This is a genomic window from Kaistella yonginensis, assembly GCF_030409525.1.
Lineage (GTDB): Bacteria > Bacteroidota > Bacteroidia > Flavobacteriales > Weeksellaceae > Kaistella > Kaistella yonginensis.
Genome location: NZ_JAUFQB010000009.1, coordinates 14,162 through 31,434, shown reverse-complemented (window position 1 = coordinate 31,434; position 17,273 = coordinate 14,162). Strand labels below are relative to the sequence as shown.

The 17,273-nt window shown below is 35.8% G+C and carries 10 protein-coding genes and 1 tRNA gene; 2 read left to right on the top strand and 9 right to left on the bottom strand.

From position 1 onward, the window contains the following. Positions 1-109: 109 nt before the first annotated feature. The 4 genes from pheT to QWY78_RS03365 form a co-directional block, all read right to left on the bottom strand. The gene (gene pheT, locus QWY78_RS03380; protein WP_290216592.1) at positions 110-2,512 is read right to left on the bottom strand and encodes a phenylalanine--tRNA ligase subunit beta; all 2,403 of its coding nucleotides are present in this window, start codon (positions 2,510-2,512) and stop codon (positions 110-112) included. Positions 2,513-2,673: 161 nt separating this feature from the next. Beyond that, entirely contained in the window at positions 2,674-3,804 is a 1,131-nt protein-coding gene (dnaN, locus tag QWY78_RS03375) for a DNA polymerase III subunit beta (RefSeq protein ID WP_290216590.1), read from the bottom strand. A 100-nt stretch (positions 3,805-3,904) separates the two neighbouring features. Then, positions 3,905-4,621, bottom strand: a complete 717-nt coding sequence (locus QWY78_RS03370) for a DUF2490 domain-containing protein (protein ID WP_290216588.1) — start codon at positions 4,619-4,621, stop codon at positions 3,905-3,907. Between the two features lie 92 nt (positions 4,622-4,713). Beyond that, positions 4,714-6,522, bottom strand: coding sequence for a TonB-dependent receptor plug domain-containing protein (locus QWY78_RS03365; RefSeq protein ID WP_290216586.1), 1,809 nt, complete (start codon positions 6,520-6,522; stop codon positions 4,714-4,716). A 377-nt stretch (positions 6,523-6,899) separates the two neighbouring features. Here QWY78_RS03365 and uvrA point away from each other — a divergent pair, with 377 nt between their 5' ends. After that, the gene (uvrA, locus tag QWY78_RS03360; RefSeq protein WP_290216583.1) at positions 6,900-9,686 is read left to right on the top strand and encodes an excinuclease ABC subunit UvrA; all 2,787 of its coding nucleotides are present in this window, start codon (positions 6,900-6,902) and stop codon (positions 9,684-9,686) included. A 341-nt stretch (positions 9,687-10,027) separates the two neighbouring features. Here the strand turns inward: uvrA and QWY78_RS03355 are convergent, their stop codons facing one another. Both QWY78_RS03355 and QWY78_RS03350 read right to left on the bottom strand, forming a co-directional pair. Continuing rightward, positions 10,028-11,023, bottom strand: a complete 996-nt coding sequence (locus tag QWY78_RS03355) for a hypothetical protein (protein ID WP_290216581.1) — start codon at positions 11,021-11,023, stop codon at positions 10,028-10,030. A 5-nt stretch (positions 11,024-11,028) separates the two neighbouring features. Next, positions 11,029-11,319: a hypothetical protein gene (locus QWY78_RS03350; protein ID WP_290216579.1), complete on the bottom strand. Its 291-nt coding sequence runs from the start codon at positions 11,317-11,319 to the stop codon at positions 11,029-11,031. A gap of 115 nt (positions 11,320-11,434) precedes the next feature. Between QWY78_RS03350 and QWY78_RS03345 the strand changes: the two genes are divergently transcribed. Further along, positions 11,435-11,506, top strand: a tRNA-Arg gene (locus QWY78_RS03345). A 60-nt stretch (positions 11,507-11,566) separates the two neighbouring features. On the opposite strand, the gene QWY78_RS03340 is transcribed toward QWY78_RS03345, so the two are convergent. The 3 genes from QWY78_RS03340 to dinB form a co-directional block, all read right to left on the bottom strand. Next, a complete protein-coding gene (locus tag QWY78_RS03340; protein ID WP_290216577.1) occupies positions 11,567-12,577 on the bottom strand; it encodes a M28 family metallopeptidase in 1,011 nt (336 codons plus the stop codon). Between the two features lie 192 nt (positions 12,578-12,769). Beyond that, entirely contained in the window at positions 12,770-15,829 is a 3,060-nt protein-coding gene (locus QWY78_RS03335; RefSeq protein ID WP_290216575.1) for a DNA polymerase III subunit alpha, read from the bottom strand. A 250-nt stretch (positions 15,830-16,079) separates the two neighbouring features. Next, positions 16,080-17,231, bottom strand: a complete 1,152-nt coding sequence (gene dinB, locus QWY78_RS03330; RefSeq protein ID WP_290216573.1) for a DNA polymerase IV — start codon at positions 17,229-17,231, stop codon at positions 16,080-16,082. Between the last annotated feature and the right edge of the window lie 42 nt (positions 17,232-17,273).

The following is a 17,273-nucleotide window of genomic DNA, read 5'->3' as shown; positions in this document are numbered from 1 at the left end:
TTAAAAATAGTAAAAAAGTTATTTCCGAAAAATTTTTTTGAGCTTTAAGGGCTCAAAATTTTTCAGAATAACTTTTCAACTTACACAGTTAGTGGGACACTACCGTTTTTTAAGATCTCAACTCCGCAGAAAATTCTTTCTGGAAGGTTTTAATCAAAGAATTCATCACTTCCGTTATATCTTTTTCTTCCAACGTTTTTTCTTCATTTAACAAATCAAAACTCATGGCATATGATTTTTTTCCTTCTGGTAGATTCTTACCTTCATAAACATCGAATAAGTTGATGTTTTTCAAATATTTTGAAGGGTTGTTTCGTGCAGCTTTATACAATTCAGCATAAGTAATATTTTTATCGATCAACAAAGCCAAATCTTTTCTGGTTTTATTAAACTTAGGAATATCTTTAAATTTCAAATTCTCTTGGGTTCTAAAGCTTTGAGCAACCTCCAACTCTATTTCTGCATAGAAACATTCTTGGTCAATGTCTGCATCTTTTAAAAGCTCAGGAGCTACTTTTCCTAATCTCGCTATTGTTTTTCCATTAGCAGTTAATTCAACCGCGTCAGAGAAACGCGAATCTTCCAAATATTTTTCATCAAGAGTCACAGGAATTTTGTCCAATAGCAGCTTCACATAAGATTTCAAGCGGTAAAAATCGGTCACCGATTTGGGTTGCAACCAGTTTTCTGCTTCATCTCTTCCTGAAACTAAAATCGACAATTGTTTTCGCTCTAGATACGTTCCTTTTTTGTGGTATATTTTACCCAATTCAAAGAATTTAATATTCTGATTTTTCCTCTTAATATTATAATCTGCATTTTCCAGAAGACCTTCTAATAAAGATTTTCTCATAAATGCCAAATCTCCACTCAAAGGATTTAAGAGTCGAACCGCATCTGTTTCATCTTTTACTGATGTTAGCGAATTGTTCATCACTTCATTAAAACCATTGCTTTGCAACGCTCTGGCCCACGTATTTTCTAAACCATCCTGATCATCAAAACTTAATTTGACAGGTGTGAAGGAAATCTTCTGTGGCGAATCTATTTTATTATAACCATAAATTCTCAAAATCTCTTCGATGACATCAATTTCGCGCGTTACATCGGCTCTGTAAGCTGGAACAGAAATTTCTAAACCATTTTGAATATCATTTAAAATCGTAATTTCGAGCGACTTCAAAATCTCTTTTATTTTTTCATGATGAATCTTCGTTCCTAAAATTTGCTCTACCTTAGAATAGCGAAGGATGATATAATGGTCTTCTATTTTCGCAGGATAATGCTCCAAAAGTTCACCAACCATTTTTCCACCAGCGATGTCAGCAATCATTGTAATGGCTTGTGATAGAGCAGTTATCGTCATATTTGGATCAACACCACGTTCAAATCGAAAGGAAGCATCCGTATTTAAGGCATGAGATTTAGCACCTTTTCGCACGCCAACCGGATTGAAATAAGCACTTTCTAAAAAGATGGTTTTTGTAGCGTCGGACACTCCTGAATTTTGACCACCGAAAACTCCCGCAATACACATGGGATTATTTTCGCCGTCTTTAATCATGATTTCAGTTCCGTTCAAAGTTCTTTCTAGCCCATCCAAAGTGGTGAATTTGGTTCCTTTTTCGGTCACACCGACTTTCACTTTTTTTCCTGAAATTTTATCCGCGTCAAACGCGTGAAGTGGTTGGCCAAAACCATGAAGAATATAGTTGGTAATGTCTACAATATTATTAATTGGGCTTAAACCAATTGCTCTTAACCGATTTTTCAACCAATCTGGCGAAGGTTTAACTTCAATATTTTCGATAATGGCACCAACATACCTCGGGCATAATTCTGAATCTTCCACCTCAATTTGAAAATCGTTCGTTCCTTCATTATTAAAAGGCGTATCACGAGCATTTTCAAATTCGGCATGCATTTGATTGGAAACCAAATAGGCTTTTAAATCCCGTGCCACGCCGTAATGTGACATTGCATCGGTTCTATTTGGGGTAAGACCTATTTCGTATACCCGATCATTCGTCAAATCAAAATAATCTGCGAAATTCTTTCCGACTTCAAATTTATTTTCATCCAAAACCATGATGCCGCCGTGGTCATCACTTAAGCCCATTTCATCTTCTGCGCAAATCATTCCTTGTGAGACTTCACCCCGAATTTTAGCTTCTTTAATCTCGAAAGAGGTTCCGTCTTTTCCGTATATTTTGGTTCCAACTACGGCTACAGGAACGGTTTGTCCAGCTGCAACATTGGGCGCACCACAAACAATCTTTAAGGGTTTTCCGGTTCCAACATCTACCGTTGTTAGTTTCAATTTATCCGCGTTTGAATGTTGCTCGCAGGTCAAAACTTTTCCAACAACAATTCCTTCTAAACTTCCTTTCACCGATTCAAATGGATCAATACCTTCTACTTCCAAACCAATATCAGTAAGATATTCGCCTATTTTTTCGATTTTTAAATCGGTCTTAATATATTCTTTCAGCCAGTTATTTGAGATTTTCATTTCTGTAGTACATTTCAGATGTTAAATTTCCAGTTTACTTATTGCTTATATTGAAATTGGAAAGGTGCAAATATCGTGATTTTGGAGTTTAAAAAAAAATTGAGATTCAAAAACTTTGAATCTCAATTAATATTGGGTAGCATTATTTAAAACAGTCTGTTTTACATTCCTATTACCGGCATGGAAAGCATCAACAATTTCTCCTGATCTTCTAAACCATCAACTGGTTCAATGATTCCCGGACGGTTGGGTTGTGACATTTTCATCGTAATATCATCGGCAGAAAGAACCGACAACATTTCTGTTAAAAACTTGGAACTGAAACCGATATTGATGTCTTCACCATTGTAATCACAAGGAATCTGCATATCTGCTTTGTTGGCAAACTCCGTATCCTCTGCATGTAAATGAAGAATATTTCCTGATAATTTAAAACGAACCTGGTTGGTAGATTTGTTCGACATGATTGAAGCTCTTCTGATGGAATTCAATAAAAGACTTCTATTGATGGTTAATACATTTGGATTTTCTTTTGGAATCACTGCAGAATAATTTGGATATTTCCCATCAATTAAACGGCAAATCCAGATATTGTTTCCAAAAGTGAACTTCGCCATATTTTCATTAAACTCGATTGAAACATCTTCGCTAGACGCTGCTAAAATGCTTTTGAAAATGGCCAAAGGTTTTTTCGGCATAATGAATTCTACCGGTTCAGCATTCATCAAATCGGTTCTTTTATAAACCACCAAACGGTGTGAATCGGTTGAAACAAAATTGGTTTCATCTTCTTTAAACTGGAATAAAACGCCTGTCATCACAGGACGAAGCGAATCATTACTGGTTGCAAATAAAGTATTGTTTAAGGCTTCTGATAAAATTCCAGCAGAAATAGTTACGCTTTGCGCAGCATCGAATTCTGGGATTTCCGGATAATCTTCTGCGTGATCCAGTGCCACTGCGAAGTTGTCTTTCTCATCTAAAATTTCGAGCAATTTACCGTTTCCATCTTCAGCATCTTTCACAGAAAGCGTTAGCGGCTGATCGCCATAGGTCTTCACAAATTCCTGAAATATTTTCGCAGGAACTGCAATTTTCCCTTCTTTATCAGACTTTACTTCCAAAGAAGTAATTAAAGTCGTTTCTCCATCTGAAGCGGTTATTCTCAGTATATCTTTTTCAATTTCAAACAAAAAGTTTTCTAAAATCGGCCGCGACTGTGAGTTTGAAATCACGCCGCTTACGGTTTGTAAGGCTTTCTGTAATTCACTACTTGAAACAATAAATTTCATAAAAATCAATTATTATTAATTTCACAAATATATAAATTAAACCCTAGAAAATGCAATATTTTGAATGATAAAAATGCTTTCTGTTAAAAAGTTACCAACATTAATCACGGTCTGGCAAGTCTTTGTTCTGAAATTTTGTACGGTCGATGTTAATTGATAAACCCAAATAAAGAAAATGGATGTTTTTATTGCCTGTTTCTGCAAATTCTCTTTGCCACATATAGCCTGCACTAAGCCCAAAAGCAGGATCAATCTGATAAGAAAATCCACCAAAAACACGATTTCTCGCAAACAACGGATCATCGGTTACGACAAAGAAAACCTCCTCATAAACATTGGCAGATAGGGTTCCTGATTTAACTTTGTTTGAATTTAAGGGAACCGAAACATTCAGTCGGTAGCGCAATCGAATTCGATCAGAATGCTCGTCTTTCAAAGGGTTATAAAACCAGCTTTTTTCAGCTCTGACACGGTTTTCAAATTTAAATTTTCCGGATTTTAAATCAACAATATCCTGTAACCAAATACGAAATTCTTCTTTTTCTAAAGCATGATTTTGATAATTCCCATATCTCCCAATTCCGATTAATCCTTTGTGATTTTGGGCTATTTGATAACCTACTCCACCTTTAAGTTCATAATAATCCGGATAACTGAAATCCTTAATACCGCGCAACTGGCCCTCAGCATAGGCGAAAATTCTGGATGAATGTTTGTAGTTGATGGTGATTACATTAAAACTGGAAATCGATTCCTGCTGTGCTGATAAGTTCAGCATTAAAAAAAAGGCGATAACTAATAAAATCCTTTGCGACATGATGCAAAAATAAAAAAAAAGAAGAAGTCTGAGTACACTTTTATCAAGTAATCAAAACTTCTTTAAAATTTTATGAAGCTATTTTCTACGGTCTACCATCCAATCTTATAAGTGAACCCCAAATGAAACCAACGATTGGGCATGGGAACTCCAAAAGATTCGGCATAATTAGTATTGGTGATGTTGTTTATTAAAACAAAAACATTTAAATTTTTAAAATCATACCCTAACTTTTCATCAAGCACTTGATAACTTCCTGTAATTACCCGTTCGTTGTAACGGTAAATCAATTGGCTGGTAAAACTGTTGAAAAATCTGTTTTCTAATTTAGCAACAAACTGATGTTTTAAATTTTCCATGACGTATCTGGAAATCATATATTGTGGTTTTTTCGCTTTACTGTCTAAATAAGTATAGCCCAAAGAATAGGATTTCACAAAGGAATTGAAGTGCTGCCCAAGCTCCACTTCTATCCCGCTGGTTTCTATTTTTCCAATATTTTCTGCAGCCCAGACTCCATCTTGGTTTTCTTTCACCCAATCAATAGAATTCTCCGAAGTTCTATTGAAAACACTTACTTTTCCTAAGAAATTATTTTTTTGAAACCGATAACCCAATTCAGAAGAAATGGCATTTTCTGGCTTTAGATTTGGATTTCCGATTTCGGTTTTGCTTACATAGTACAAATCGGTAAAGGTGGGGATTCTATTTACTTTTGCTATATTGCCATAGATTTTATGATTTTCATCAAAGGCAAACCCAATATCTAAACCTGGATAAAAAAAATCTCCGACCTGGTCATAATTCGCCCAAGAAATGCCGGGAGAAATCTGTAATTTATTCTGAATTAATGAAAAGTGATGCTGAAAGAAAACTTGAGTTAAAAACCGTTCACGATGACCTAAATTGTTACTTGCCAAAAACTCTTTTCTGAATTCAACTCCCAAGCCGGTTGTACCCAGAAATGAGGAATACGAACCATTAATTTCAGCACCGATATTATTTCCGATGTGCCTATTTCGATAGATTTCTGGCTTTTCACGATTAAACAAATACAAATCCTGCCCTCGTCGCCAAGAGATATTTGAGTTCAAAGTGAACTGATTAAATTTTTGTTCGTACCCAAAACTTACCATAGAAGCTTGGGTTTCTTCATATTGCTCTGTGGCTTTGGGCGAAGAATAAAATCCGTTCGCACCGAATTTTTTTTCCTGAATTCCAGCCTGAAATTTCAGCTGACCATTGCTGATTTTAAACTGATTTTGGTAAAAGACATTATCTATTTTATAATCGGTGTTATAGCGATATCCTTCAGAACTTGTAGAGCTGGCTTGAATGAAATTAGAAAATTTCTCAGTGCCGAAATTTGCTCCAAGACCGAGGGAATAGGTTTTATAATCACCTCCGCTGGCCGAAACAACAACGCGCTCTTCCGCACTTGTTTTGGTAATAATGTTTACAACTCCGGCGTAAGCGTTTTGCCCGAAACGTCTTGCAGCAGGACCTTTGATGAGTTCAATTTTCTCTACGGAAGCAAGATCAAAAGGTAGGCTCATAGAATTATGACCGGTTTGGGAATCATTCATCCGCACGCCATTAACCAAAATCAATACCTGTTCAAAACTACTTCCACGAAGTGAAATATCTGCTTGCACGCCATTTCCACCTCTTCGTCGAATATCAAAACCCGTAAATTCTGCTAGAAGTTCTTCCACACTTTTTGCCGGAGAATTTTCTATTTCAGATTTTGAAACTATGGTCATATTTTCTGTGATTTTTTTTACAGGAAGTTCGAAAAATTTCCCTTTAACAGTAACTTCGGGAATAGCGCTTTCTTTTTCTTGGGCAGAATATTGCGACACAAGACTTACTACCAATACACTTATGATTACTTTTTTCATTTCAACAGTACTTAACTCAAATTTTATTGAATTTACAATTAGCAAAAGCCAAAGGATATCTTTGGCAATCGATGCTATTTGGATTTTAAGCAGCAAATATATTTAAGAAAATCACAAAAAAACAAGTAGTATTTTAGGAAATAATTTTGTAGCAGGTTTAAAAGAAATGCAATACTGAAGCATTGCATTTCTTTTAAGATAAAGTTGTGAACTTACCTTAATTTCATCAAATGTGTAATCAAATCATTCAGAATTTTTCTCATGAGATTATTACATTTTGGTTTCCACAAATATTGCAAAAATATTCTCAATATGCAAATGATTGAGCGAAACTTTCTCTTAAAAATTCCGTAATTTTGTACCCTTTAAATTTTACAATGATTACACCTACCGATATTGATATTAAGAAACAACTTTTTGTAAAAAATGCGCATCTTAATAATCTTAAACATATTGATGTTCTGATTCCTAAAAATAAACTCATCGTAATTACGGGAGTTTCGGGAAGCGGAAAATCGTCGCTGGCTTTTGACACCATTTATGCCGAAGGACAAAGGCGATATGTTGAAAGTTTGAGCTCGTATGCCCGACAGTTCCTAGGGAAGTTAGAAAAACCAAAGGTAGATGACATCAAAGGTTTGGCGCCGTCCATTGCGATTCAGCAAAAAGTAATCTCTTCCAATCCACGCTCTACCGTGGGTACTTCTACAGAAGTATACGATTATTTAAAATTGCTTTTTGCCAGAGTTGGTCGTACTTTTTCGCCAGTTTCTGGGAATGAAGTTAAAAAAGATTCTGTAACCGATGTAATTAATTTTATCGAAAAGAATAAAAACCAGACTTTTTTATTACGTACGCCTTTAAAATTTGAAGTTGACAAATTTACCGATCAAGTAAACACGTTAAAACTTACGGGATTTACCAGATTAGAAGTTAATGGAAATGTAGCAGGGATTGAAGATTTAGAAAGTTTTGGTTTTGTACCCGAAGCCGATATGGAAATTCAATTGGTCATCGACCGGTTCAGTTATGACACTGATGAAAGCTTCCTGCAAAGATTGGCTGACTCTATCCAAATGGCCTTCTATGAAGGTCACGGTTACTGCTCCTTAAAAAACATTGAGACCGAAAAAATCACCGAATTCTCTAATAAATTTGAACTCGATGGCCTGGAATTCATGGAGCCAAATGTTCATTTTTTCAGTTTTAATAATCCTTACGGCGCTTGTCCGGAATGCGAAGGTTACGGAAAAGTAATCGGCATCGATGAAGATTTGGTTATTCCTAATAAAAATTTATCCGTTTTTGAAGAAACCGTGGCCAGCTGGAAGGGCGACAGTATGAGTGAATGGAAGCGAGATTTTATTAAAAAAGCCAAAGACTTTCCAATTCACAAACCATATCATCAATTAACAAAGGAACAGAAAAATTATTTATGGAAAGGCGATGGCACCACTACCTTCCCCTCCATCAATAACTTCTTCAAAATGCTGGAGGAAAATTTATATAAAATTCAATACCGCGTAATGCTTTCCCGCTACCGAGGGAAAACACTTTGTCCTTCTTGCGAAGGTTTGCGTTTGCGAAAAGAAACAGAATGGGTAAAAATCGATGGAAACAATATACAGTCGGTGATTGATCTTCCTTTGGATGAATTTTTACCATTAATAAAATCTTTAAAACTCAATAAACACGATGCTGAAATCGCCAAACGATTATTGTATGAAATTACCACGCGTTTGGAATTTTTGGACAAAGTTGGGTTGGGATACTTAACGATTAACCGAACATCGAACACGCTTTCCGGTGGTGAAAGTCAGCGAATTAATCTGGCGACCTCGCTGGGAAGTTCTTTGGTAGGATCCATTTATATTCTTGATGAACCTTCTATTGGCCTACATTCGAGAGATACCGAAAATTTGATTGGGGTCTTAAAAAGTCTGCGTGATTTGGGAAATACGGTAATCGTGGTTGAACATGACGAAGATGTAATGAAAGCCGCAGATTACATTATAGACATCGGTCCTGAAGCAGGCTATTTGGGTGGTGAATTGGTTTTTGCCGGACATTTTGATGAATTGGAAAATGCCGATACTCTAACCTCGAAATACTTGACCGGAAAGCTAGAAATTAAAGTTCCAGAAAGCCGTAGAAAGCCGAAAGAATGGATTAAAATCAAAGGAGCGAGACAAAATAATTTGAAAAATATTAATGTTGATATTCCCCTGGAATGTTTGGTGGTAATCTCAGGAGTTTCTGGCAGTGGAAAATCTACTTTAATGAAAGAAATCTTGACCAATGACATTCAGATTCAACTGGGTATGGGCGGAAAAAAAGGCGATTATGATTCCGTAGATTTTCCAACAAAACTCATTAAAAATATGGAGCTTATTGATCAGAATCCGATCGGTAAATCATCGAGGTCGAATCCAGTGACTTATTTAAAAGCATATGATGATATTCGTGAGCTCTTCTCTAAACAGAAATTAGCGAAAATGCAGGGATTAATGCCGAAACACTTCTCCTTTAATGTAGATGGCGGACGTTGTGATGATTGCAAAGGTGAAGGCGTAATTACCGTATCCATGCAGTTTATGGCAGATATTGACTTGGAATGTGAAACCTGTCATGGCGCACGTTTTAAAAATGAAATCTTAGAAATTAAATTCGACGAAAAAAACATTTCAGATATTCTTCACATGACAGTGGATGAAGCTTTGGACTTCTTCAAAGATAACGAACAGCCAAAAATTGTGACGAAAATAAAACCGTTACAAGATGTAGGTTTGGGGTATTTGCAGCTGGGCCAGAGTTCCTCAACCCTTTCTGGTGGAGAAGCACAAAGAGTGAAGTTGGCTTCGTTTTTAGTAAAAGGAGCAACAACGGATAAATCACTGTTTATTTTCGATGAACCTTCAACTGGATTGCATTTTCATGATATTAATAAATTACTAAAATCGCTGCAGGCATTAATAGAATTGGGACATTCGGTAATTGTAATCGAGCACCAACCCGATATTATTAAAACAGCAGATTACATTATCGACATTGGACCTGAAGCGGGAAAATATGGCGGCGAAATTGTTTTTGCCGGAACGCCAGAAGATTTGGTAAAGGAAAAAAAATCGCATACAGGAAAGTATTTGAAGGAAAAGTTGAAATAATTTCGCACAGATTTTACAGATTGTTATCAAACTTATCCACAAAAAATTGTTAGTAAAATGTGAATTTTAACATTAAATTCATATTTCGTATTGAAATAATTATTACATTTACTTCGAAATATTAATTGAAGTGAAGACCAATCTCTTTCCTTTAACGAAAAAATTTAGATTTAAATTTACTATAAAAATTTAAGCACAGCTTTGTCGGCGGTGCTTTTTTCATGTTGTCTAACCAAAAAAAATGAGAACTTCTATCTACTGGATCCGCTTCTAAAGAGTGGATTCTTTTTTGAAAGAGATAGGGGTTTTTCTTTAATCAAAGGAATTGAGATCGTAAATTCCTAATCCACATATGCTATCGGTAAATTAGGATATAGATTCTTTAGAATTATTGTTTGTCCGTTTTTAGATAATTTACACTCTGGAGCTTTCTTTTCAAATAATTGAAAAGAAATTTCAATTGGCTCCGAACTTTTTATTTCATCAAGTTTTCGAAATGCGCTTAGAATTTCATTTGGGCTGAAGGTATAATCAACACCATATTTCTGCGTATTTTCCCAATCTATTCTTAAAGTCTTTGGTATGTTTCGTCGTACGATTTTAGTTTCCTCTTCCAAATCGTCAATACTTTCGTCATCAAATGAATAGGCAAATATCCGTTGCAACTGACCTTCTTTTTCTATTTTAATGGTGCAAATCCATTGGTATTGATTTTGAAATAAATCTGAAAAATCGGTAATGTTGAGAATATCTTTATAATCATTATGCATTTCTCCCAGTGATTTTCGAAAAACAAGCAAATCGAGATTTCCCTGAACTTCTTTCGCTCGAAAAACAGAAATTTGGTTTCTTTCTGAGTTCGCTTGATCAAAGGTTAAAATTATTTTTCCCTTCGGAAATATCTCAATATACAACTTCGCAAATCTCTTATTATTCTTGGCAAAATTTAGTATTTTATCATAAGGAATTGGGGTGTTTAAAAGATAAAATTTCCGCTCATCGATCGAGAAATATTTTAACTGAAGCGAATCTGGCAATAAATCTGCATTCGATTCGAAATAAATCTTATTTTGATTATTGGAGTTGGTCATCGTGCCCGATTCATTGTCCAAATTAAATTCAGAATTATTGAAACTATTAAAAAAGTGAGCATCAATAATTTTAATGGTGTTTGATTTTTCAGCCGACGAATTGCCAGAATTACTTTCGATAATTGCAGTCCAAAGCACTTTCTCTCCCCCTTTGTTTTGGATAAAAGTTGCGAAATATAAAAGGGTGAGAACCAACAAAATTGCGAGCAGAAATAAATTGATATAATCTAATATGGTCTTTTTCATAAGTATTAATGTTGATAAGCTTTTGCCAAAGCATTTAAATAATACATCACAACAAAACCAATGACAGAAACAATTACAATAAAAATTGCAAAATATCTAAATGATTTTTTATACTTCAATTCCTTTAAAAAAGCAGAAAGTACGATCGAAATAATGGGAATTAAAAACCAGAAAATAACAAAGACAATCTCCGCTGATTCCCGTGGAATAAAATCGATATAATTTAAATAAATCAATAAAATTACTTCCACCAAAAAAAGAAGCAATACCGTGATAAATGGATTATTTCTCAACATCAATCTCTTTTTTTTTAATTTAAAATTTTATCGCTTCGAAAATCGGAAGCTTTTCGAAATTTCCCAAAATTCATATTTGTTAATCGTTTAGAAATCTTACATTTGAATTCCTTTCAGCTTCATAGTTCAACGGATAGAACAAAAGTTTCCTAAACTTTAGATCCGGGTTCGATTCCCAGTGAAGCTATTTTTATGAGTAATGACTAATTTACGATCTACTTTGTACATTTTACATTGTACAATTTAATTACTTTTTATCCACCACAATTCTCTCCTCTCGATTCGCCAATTCCCATGCAGTTGCAAAGACCAATTGAGTGCGTTTTTTCAAAGCAACATAATCAATCTTATCGGGCGTATCGGTTGGTTTATGATAATCTTCGTGAATTCCATCGAAGTAAAAAATCACTGGAATCCCGTTTTTTGCAAAGTTATAATGATCTGATCGATAGTATAATCGCTCTCTATCGTTAGGATCGTCATATTTATAATTCAGTTCTAAATTGATCGTTTCTTTATTTGCATTTTCACTAATTTTCTTCAAATCCGAACTTAACATTTCCGAGCCGATCACATAAACATAATCCTTACCACAATTGCCCGGATCGCAGCGTCCAATCATATCGATATTCAAATTCGCAACGGTATTTACCAGGGGAAAGATGGGATTATCAGCATAATATTTTGAACCGAGAAGTCCGTGCTCTTCACCCGTTACATGTAAAAATAAAACCGATCGTTTCGGACCATTTCCAGATTTTTTAGCCATTTGAAAAGCTTCTGCAATTTCTAACAAAGCCACCGTTCCACTTCCATCATCATCGGCTCCGTTGTAAATTTCACCCTTCGACATTCCCACATGATCGTAATGCGCAGATATTACAATCACTTCCTCTGGTTTTTCTGAACCTTCCACAAAAGCTAAAATATTCTCTGATTCCGGTAAACTACCTCTTCTTCCCAGTAGAGCCTCTTTCGGTACAATTTGGTAAAAAGAACTCATCGATTTTGGATGAGAAACACCCATTTTTCGATACTGTTCGATCAAATATTTTCCAGCTTTTTTCTGACCTTCGCTTCCCGTTTCCCGACCTTCCATTTCATCAGAAGCCACGATATACAAATGGGTTTTCAGTTCATCAGACGATATGGATTCATATGATTTTTTAAACGGTGAACCGGAATAAGAAAGATTGGTGGCGCAACTTTGCAACAAGGCAAGAGCCAAAAGAAGAAACAAATACCTAGAATTTTTCATGCTTTAAATTTTTGAAGCTTAAAGATAGTTTTATTTTTTAAATCTTCCGTTTTATTTGGACAGCGATTTGGCTGCACCGAATCGCAAATGTGATTTTTTTATGGCAGCGATTTCCGCCTTCCATTTCCTCCCGATTTTACATCGGGATCCACAAGTCGGGCTGCAAAGGGATTTTAAAAAGAAATTTAGTTTTTACTTTACCTTCATTTTATTTCTGGGCAAACCAATTTCACTTTCTTGCGGATAAGGTTTTCGCCAAGTCATACTTACATCTTCATTTATTTTTTTGTGGACTTCGTAACTTTTTTCTTTATCTTCAGAATACCTTGGATCGGGAATGAACGGCATTTTTGCCATCTTAAAAATCGTAATCGTAGGGAAATGAAAATCCACTTCTACCCTGCCCAAAAGCAAATAACAACCACCTCCCTGAAATGGATAACTTTTTAAATTATCCGGAAAATGCGCGGTGTCGAAAAAATTCCCTTCCACATCAATCCAGGTTCCAAAATACATGGTCCCTTTTTTGGTGGGAACATGCTTTCGGGAAATGAGATACGCTAACATTTTCACCTCCCGTTTATGATATTTCGGCAGATCATTTGCCATTATTTTCCCCCGAAATGCGGTCTGCAACAAATCAAATGGACTGCAGGAAACAGCGAATCCCAATATCTCTATTTCATCAAAAGCATCTTCGAAACGGTTTCGCTTTAATTCTGGAAGTTGATATTCCTGCACTGGAGTTTCAAAAAAAGTGGGCAATCGATATTCAGGTTTAAAGTGGATCATTAATAATCTGGCTTCGATCAATAATTCATTTTTTTGTTTTCCGGTAAATCGAAATGCACCTATAAAAATCAAAGTTTGTAAAGTTTCAATTCCCACCGGAACGCGTTTGATGAAATTTTCCAGAGAACTGTAATTTCCATTTTTTTCTCTTTCTTCGGGAATAAAATTCGCAATCCTACTTTCGAGTTTTTCAATATGCATAAATCCTAAAAAAACGTCTTCTCCATAAACAGTTGTTTGCAGCAAACTTCGATTCGCACACGGTGTTTTAATTTTTCCTCCCGCCATTTTACATTCGTGAACATAGACTTCTGTCCGGTAAAATCCACCCCCATTATTGATGGCAGAAACCATAAACTCAATCGGATAATAGACCTTTAAATATAAACTCTGATAACTTTCTACGGCATAAGAAGCAGAATGAGCTTTGCAAAAAGAATATCCTGCGAAAGATTCAATCTGTCGATAAACCTCTTTGGATAACTCTTTGGGATGACCTTTCTCTGAACAAGATTCAAAAAAATGTTCCCGGACTTCCTGCAACTTTTGAATGGAACGGGTTTTTCCACTCATCGCGCGTCGCAACACATCGCCATCATCGGCAGAAACGCCACCGAAATGCAAAGCGATCTTGATGACATCTTCCTGATAAACCATAATGCCGTAGGTTTCGCCTAGTTGCTCTTTAAAAACATCGTGAAAATACTCGAATTGAGTGGGATTGTTATGTCGGAAAATATATTCCTTCATCATTCCACTTTTCGCCACACCCGGACGAATAATCGAGGAAGCCGCGACCAGAGTTGGGTAATCTTCACATTTCAACCGCCGCAACAAACCGCGCATGGCGGGACTTTCAATATAAAAACAGCCAATGGTTTTGCCGATACTTAAATAATGATTGCAGTTTTTATCCTTTTTAAAAAGCGTCGTATTGTGAATATCAATGGTAACTCCCTGATTTTTCTGGACCAGTTTCAAGGTATCATTAATGGTTCCGAGGCCACGTTGAGAAAGAATATCAAATTTTTCGAAGCCGATATCTTCTGCCACATTCATATCAAATTGCACGATGGGGAAACCTTTCGGTGGCATTTCCAAAGCGGTGTAATTGGTGATGGGTTCTTGGGAAATAATAATTCCACAGGAATGCATACTTCGTTGATTGGGGAATTTTTCGAGCAACATTCCGTATTTCTGCACGAGTTTTACGACTTTATTATCATCGTGAATTTCCATAGGATTTTTCGCCAAAATATCGAGTTCTTCTTTGGGCAAACCAAATGCTTTCCCGACTTCCCGAAAAATCGAACGGTATTTAAACTCCACATTCGTTCCACAAAATGCCACGTGTTCTTTTCCGTACCGTTTGAAAATATACGTTAAAATTTCATCGCGTTCTTGCCAACTCCAATCGATATCGAAATCGGGTGGATTATTTCGGTGCTTATTTAGAAAACGTTCAAAATAAAGATTGAGTTCGATGGGACAAATTTCTGTAATTCCGAGGCAATAACTTACGATGCTGTTTGCACCACTTCCGCGACCAACATGCAGAAAACCGCGGCTTTGGCTGTATTTCACAATATCCAAAGTGATGAGAAAATAACCTGCAAAATCCATTTGTTGGATGACTTTTAATTCTTTTTCAATTCTATCGATCACGATTTTTGTACGTTCCGGATATCTTTTGGCTAAACCTTCGTATGCTAATAATCTTAGAAGCGCATCGTCATCGGCTTTATTTTCGGTGAAATAAATTTTATTTTTGGGGGTTTTAAAATCAAAATTAAAGGTACATTGATTTAAAATAAATTGCGTGTTTTCAATAATTTTCGGATATCTTTTAAATTGTTCTGCAATTATTTCTACCGACTGAAAAACTTCATGGGGAGAACAAAAATCAGTTTCATTTAATTTCGAAACCAAAGTGTTTTGGTCGATGGCACGTAAAATTTTATGAAGATTAAATTCTTTTTTCGTTTTAAAAGTGACCGGATGGAGAATCACCATTTTATCTAAAAACTGCTGCCATTCCGGACGGATCAAAAGATTCAGTTCTTGTGCTCGAACTCCGATAAATTCATTTTCTTTTAAATTTTCTGGACTATTTTTTAAAGAATAAATGACAAAAACTTTCTGAAAATCTGGGGAAACTTTTGGAAGTTCCGAGTCGTAGCAATTGTGATTGGTCAATAAACGGTTGATCTCTCCAATTCCGGTTTCATCTTTTGCAATGGTAATATAAAGAAGTTCGTTTTCCCTCCGAATTTCTACGCCAACAATCGGTTTTATATTAAATTTTTCGCATTCTTTTTTAAAATCATAAATTGCTGTTACGGTATTAATATCCGTTAAAACCAATTCTTTCGCACCGGAATCGGCGGCTTGCTTTACGAGTTCTTCAACTGATAAAGTGCCGTAACGTAAACTGTGGAAAGTGTGGGAATTGAGGAACATGAGTGAGATTTGAGACAAGAGACTGAAAGATTATAGATATGAGATTTTTAATGGTGTAAACTTTAACTCTTAAAATTTAGCGGATGAATTAAAAAAATTTCTCCATTTTCACCATTAAGATTTCGATTAAGAAATTAAGTTTCTTAAGATTTCCTATGGGAATTAAAATACGTACACCTTTTTTAATCTTTGATCAACTTAAATACGCCCAAAAATTTTTGTGGCTTTTGTGGTTCATAAACTTTTTTGATTAAACCGAAGCCAATTCAAATCCCGATGCTCTTCCCAAAACATTTTTGCCGAATCGGTTCTTCATACGATCCATGGCTTGGTAGAGATTCATGAGTTCTTCGGTGTCTTCAAATAAATTCATTTGATAGGTGCCGTGCAAGAGATTGGTGAAGCGCAATCCGACCAAACGCAGACGCATTCTTCGGGTGTACAATTTTTCGAATAAATCCAAGGCAACTCTGGCTAAAGTGTGATCAAGAGAAGTATACGAAATTTTACACTGTTTCGTTTCGGTATCGAAATTGGCATAGCGAATCTTTAAAACCACCGTGGAAGTGAGCCATTTTTCCTGTCGTAATTGATAAGCCAATGATTCTGCCATGCTGGAAATCAATCTTCTCATTTCAAAAACATCCATCGTATCGTTGGTAAAAGTATGTTCGCTTGACAATGATTTTCTTTCGGAATACGGAATAACCGGAGTTAAATCGATTCCGTTCGCTTTTTTCCAAAGTTCACCCCCATTTTTTCCGATCATTTGCTGCAAAACCAAAACCGGCATATCTGCTAAAGTCTGAATGGTTCTAATTCCGATGCGTGATAATAACTGAAAAGTTACCTCTCCGACCATAGGGATTTTCCGCACCGATAAAGGATTCAAAAATGGTTTTATATTTTGAGCCGGAATATCTAATCTTCCGACTGGTTTAGATTCTCCAGTGCCAATTTTAGAAACCGTTTTATTGGTGGATAAAGCAAAACTGATGGGCAAACCCGTATTTTTGGTGACGGAATCTGCAATTTCTCTGGTCCATTGATAACAGCCAAAAAATTGATCCATGCCGGATAAATCCATATAGAATTCATCGATGCTGGCTTTTTCTAAAACGGGAACTTTTTCCTGAATAATTTCGGTGACTTCTTTAGAAAATTTAGAATAGCGTTCGTAATCGCCGCGAATAATTTTTGCCTGCGGACATAATTTCATTGCCATCTTGATCGGCATTGCAGAACGCACCCCAAAATACCGCGCTTCATAAGAACAGGAAGCCACTACTCCACGGTCGCCACCACCGATGATAACGGGAACACCATTTAATTTTGATTCGATTAATCTTTCACAGGACACAAAGAAAGTGTCTAAATCCATATGTACAATTGCTCTTTCCATAGGCACAAAATTAGTATGATTTATACCAAATATTTGTATATT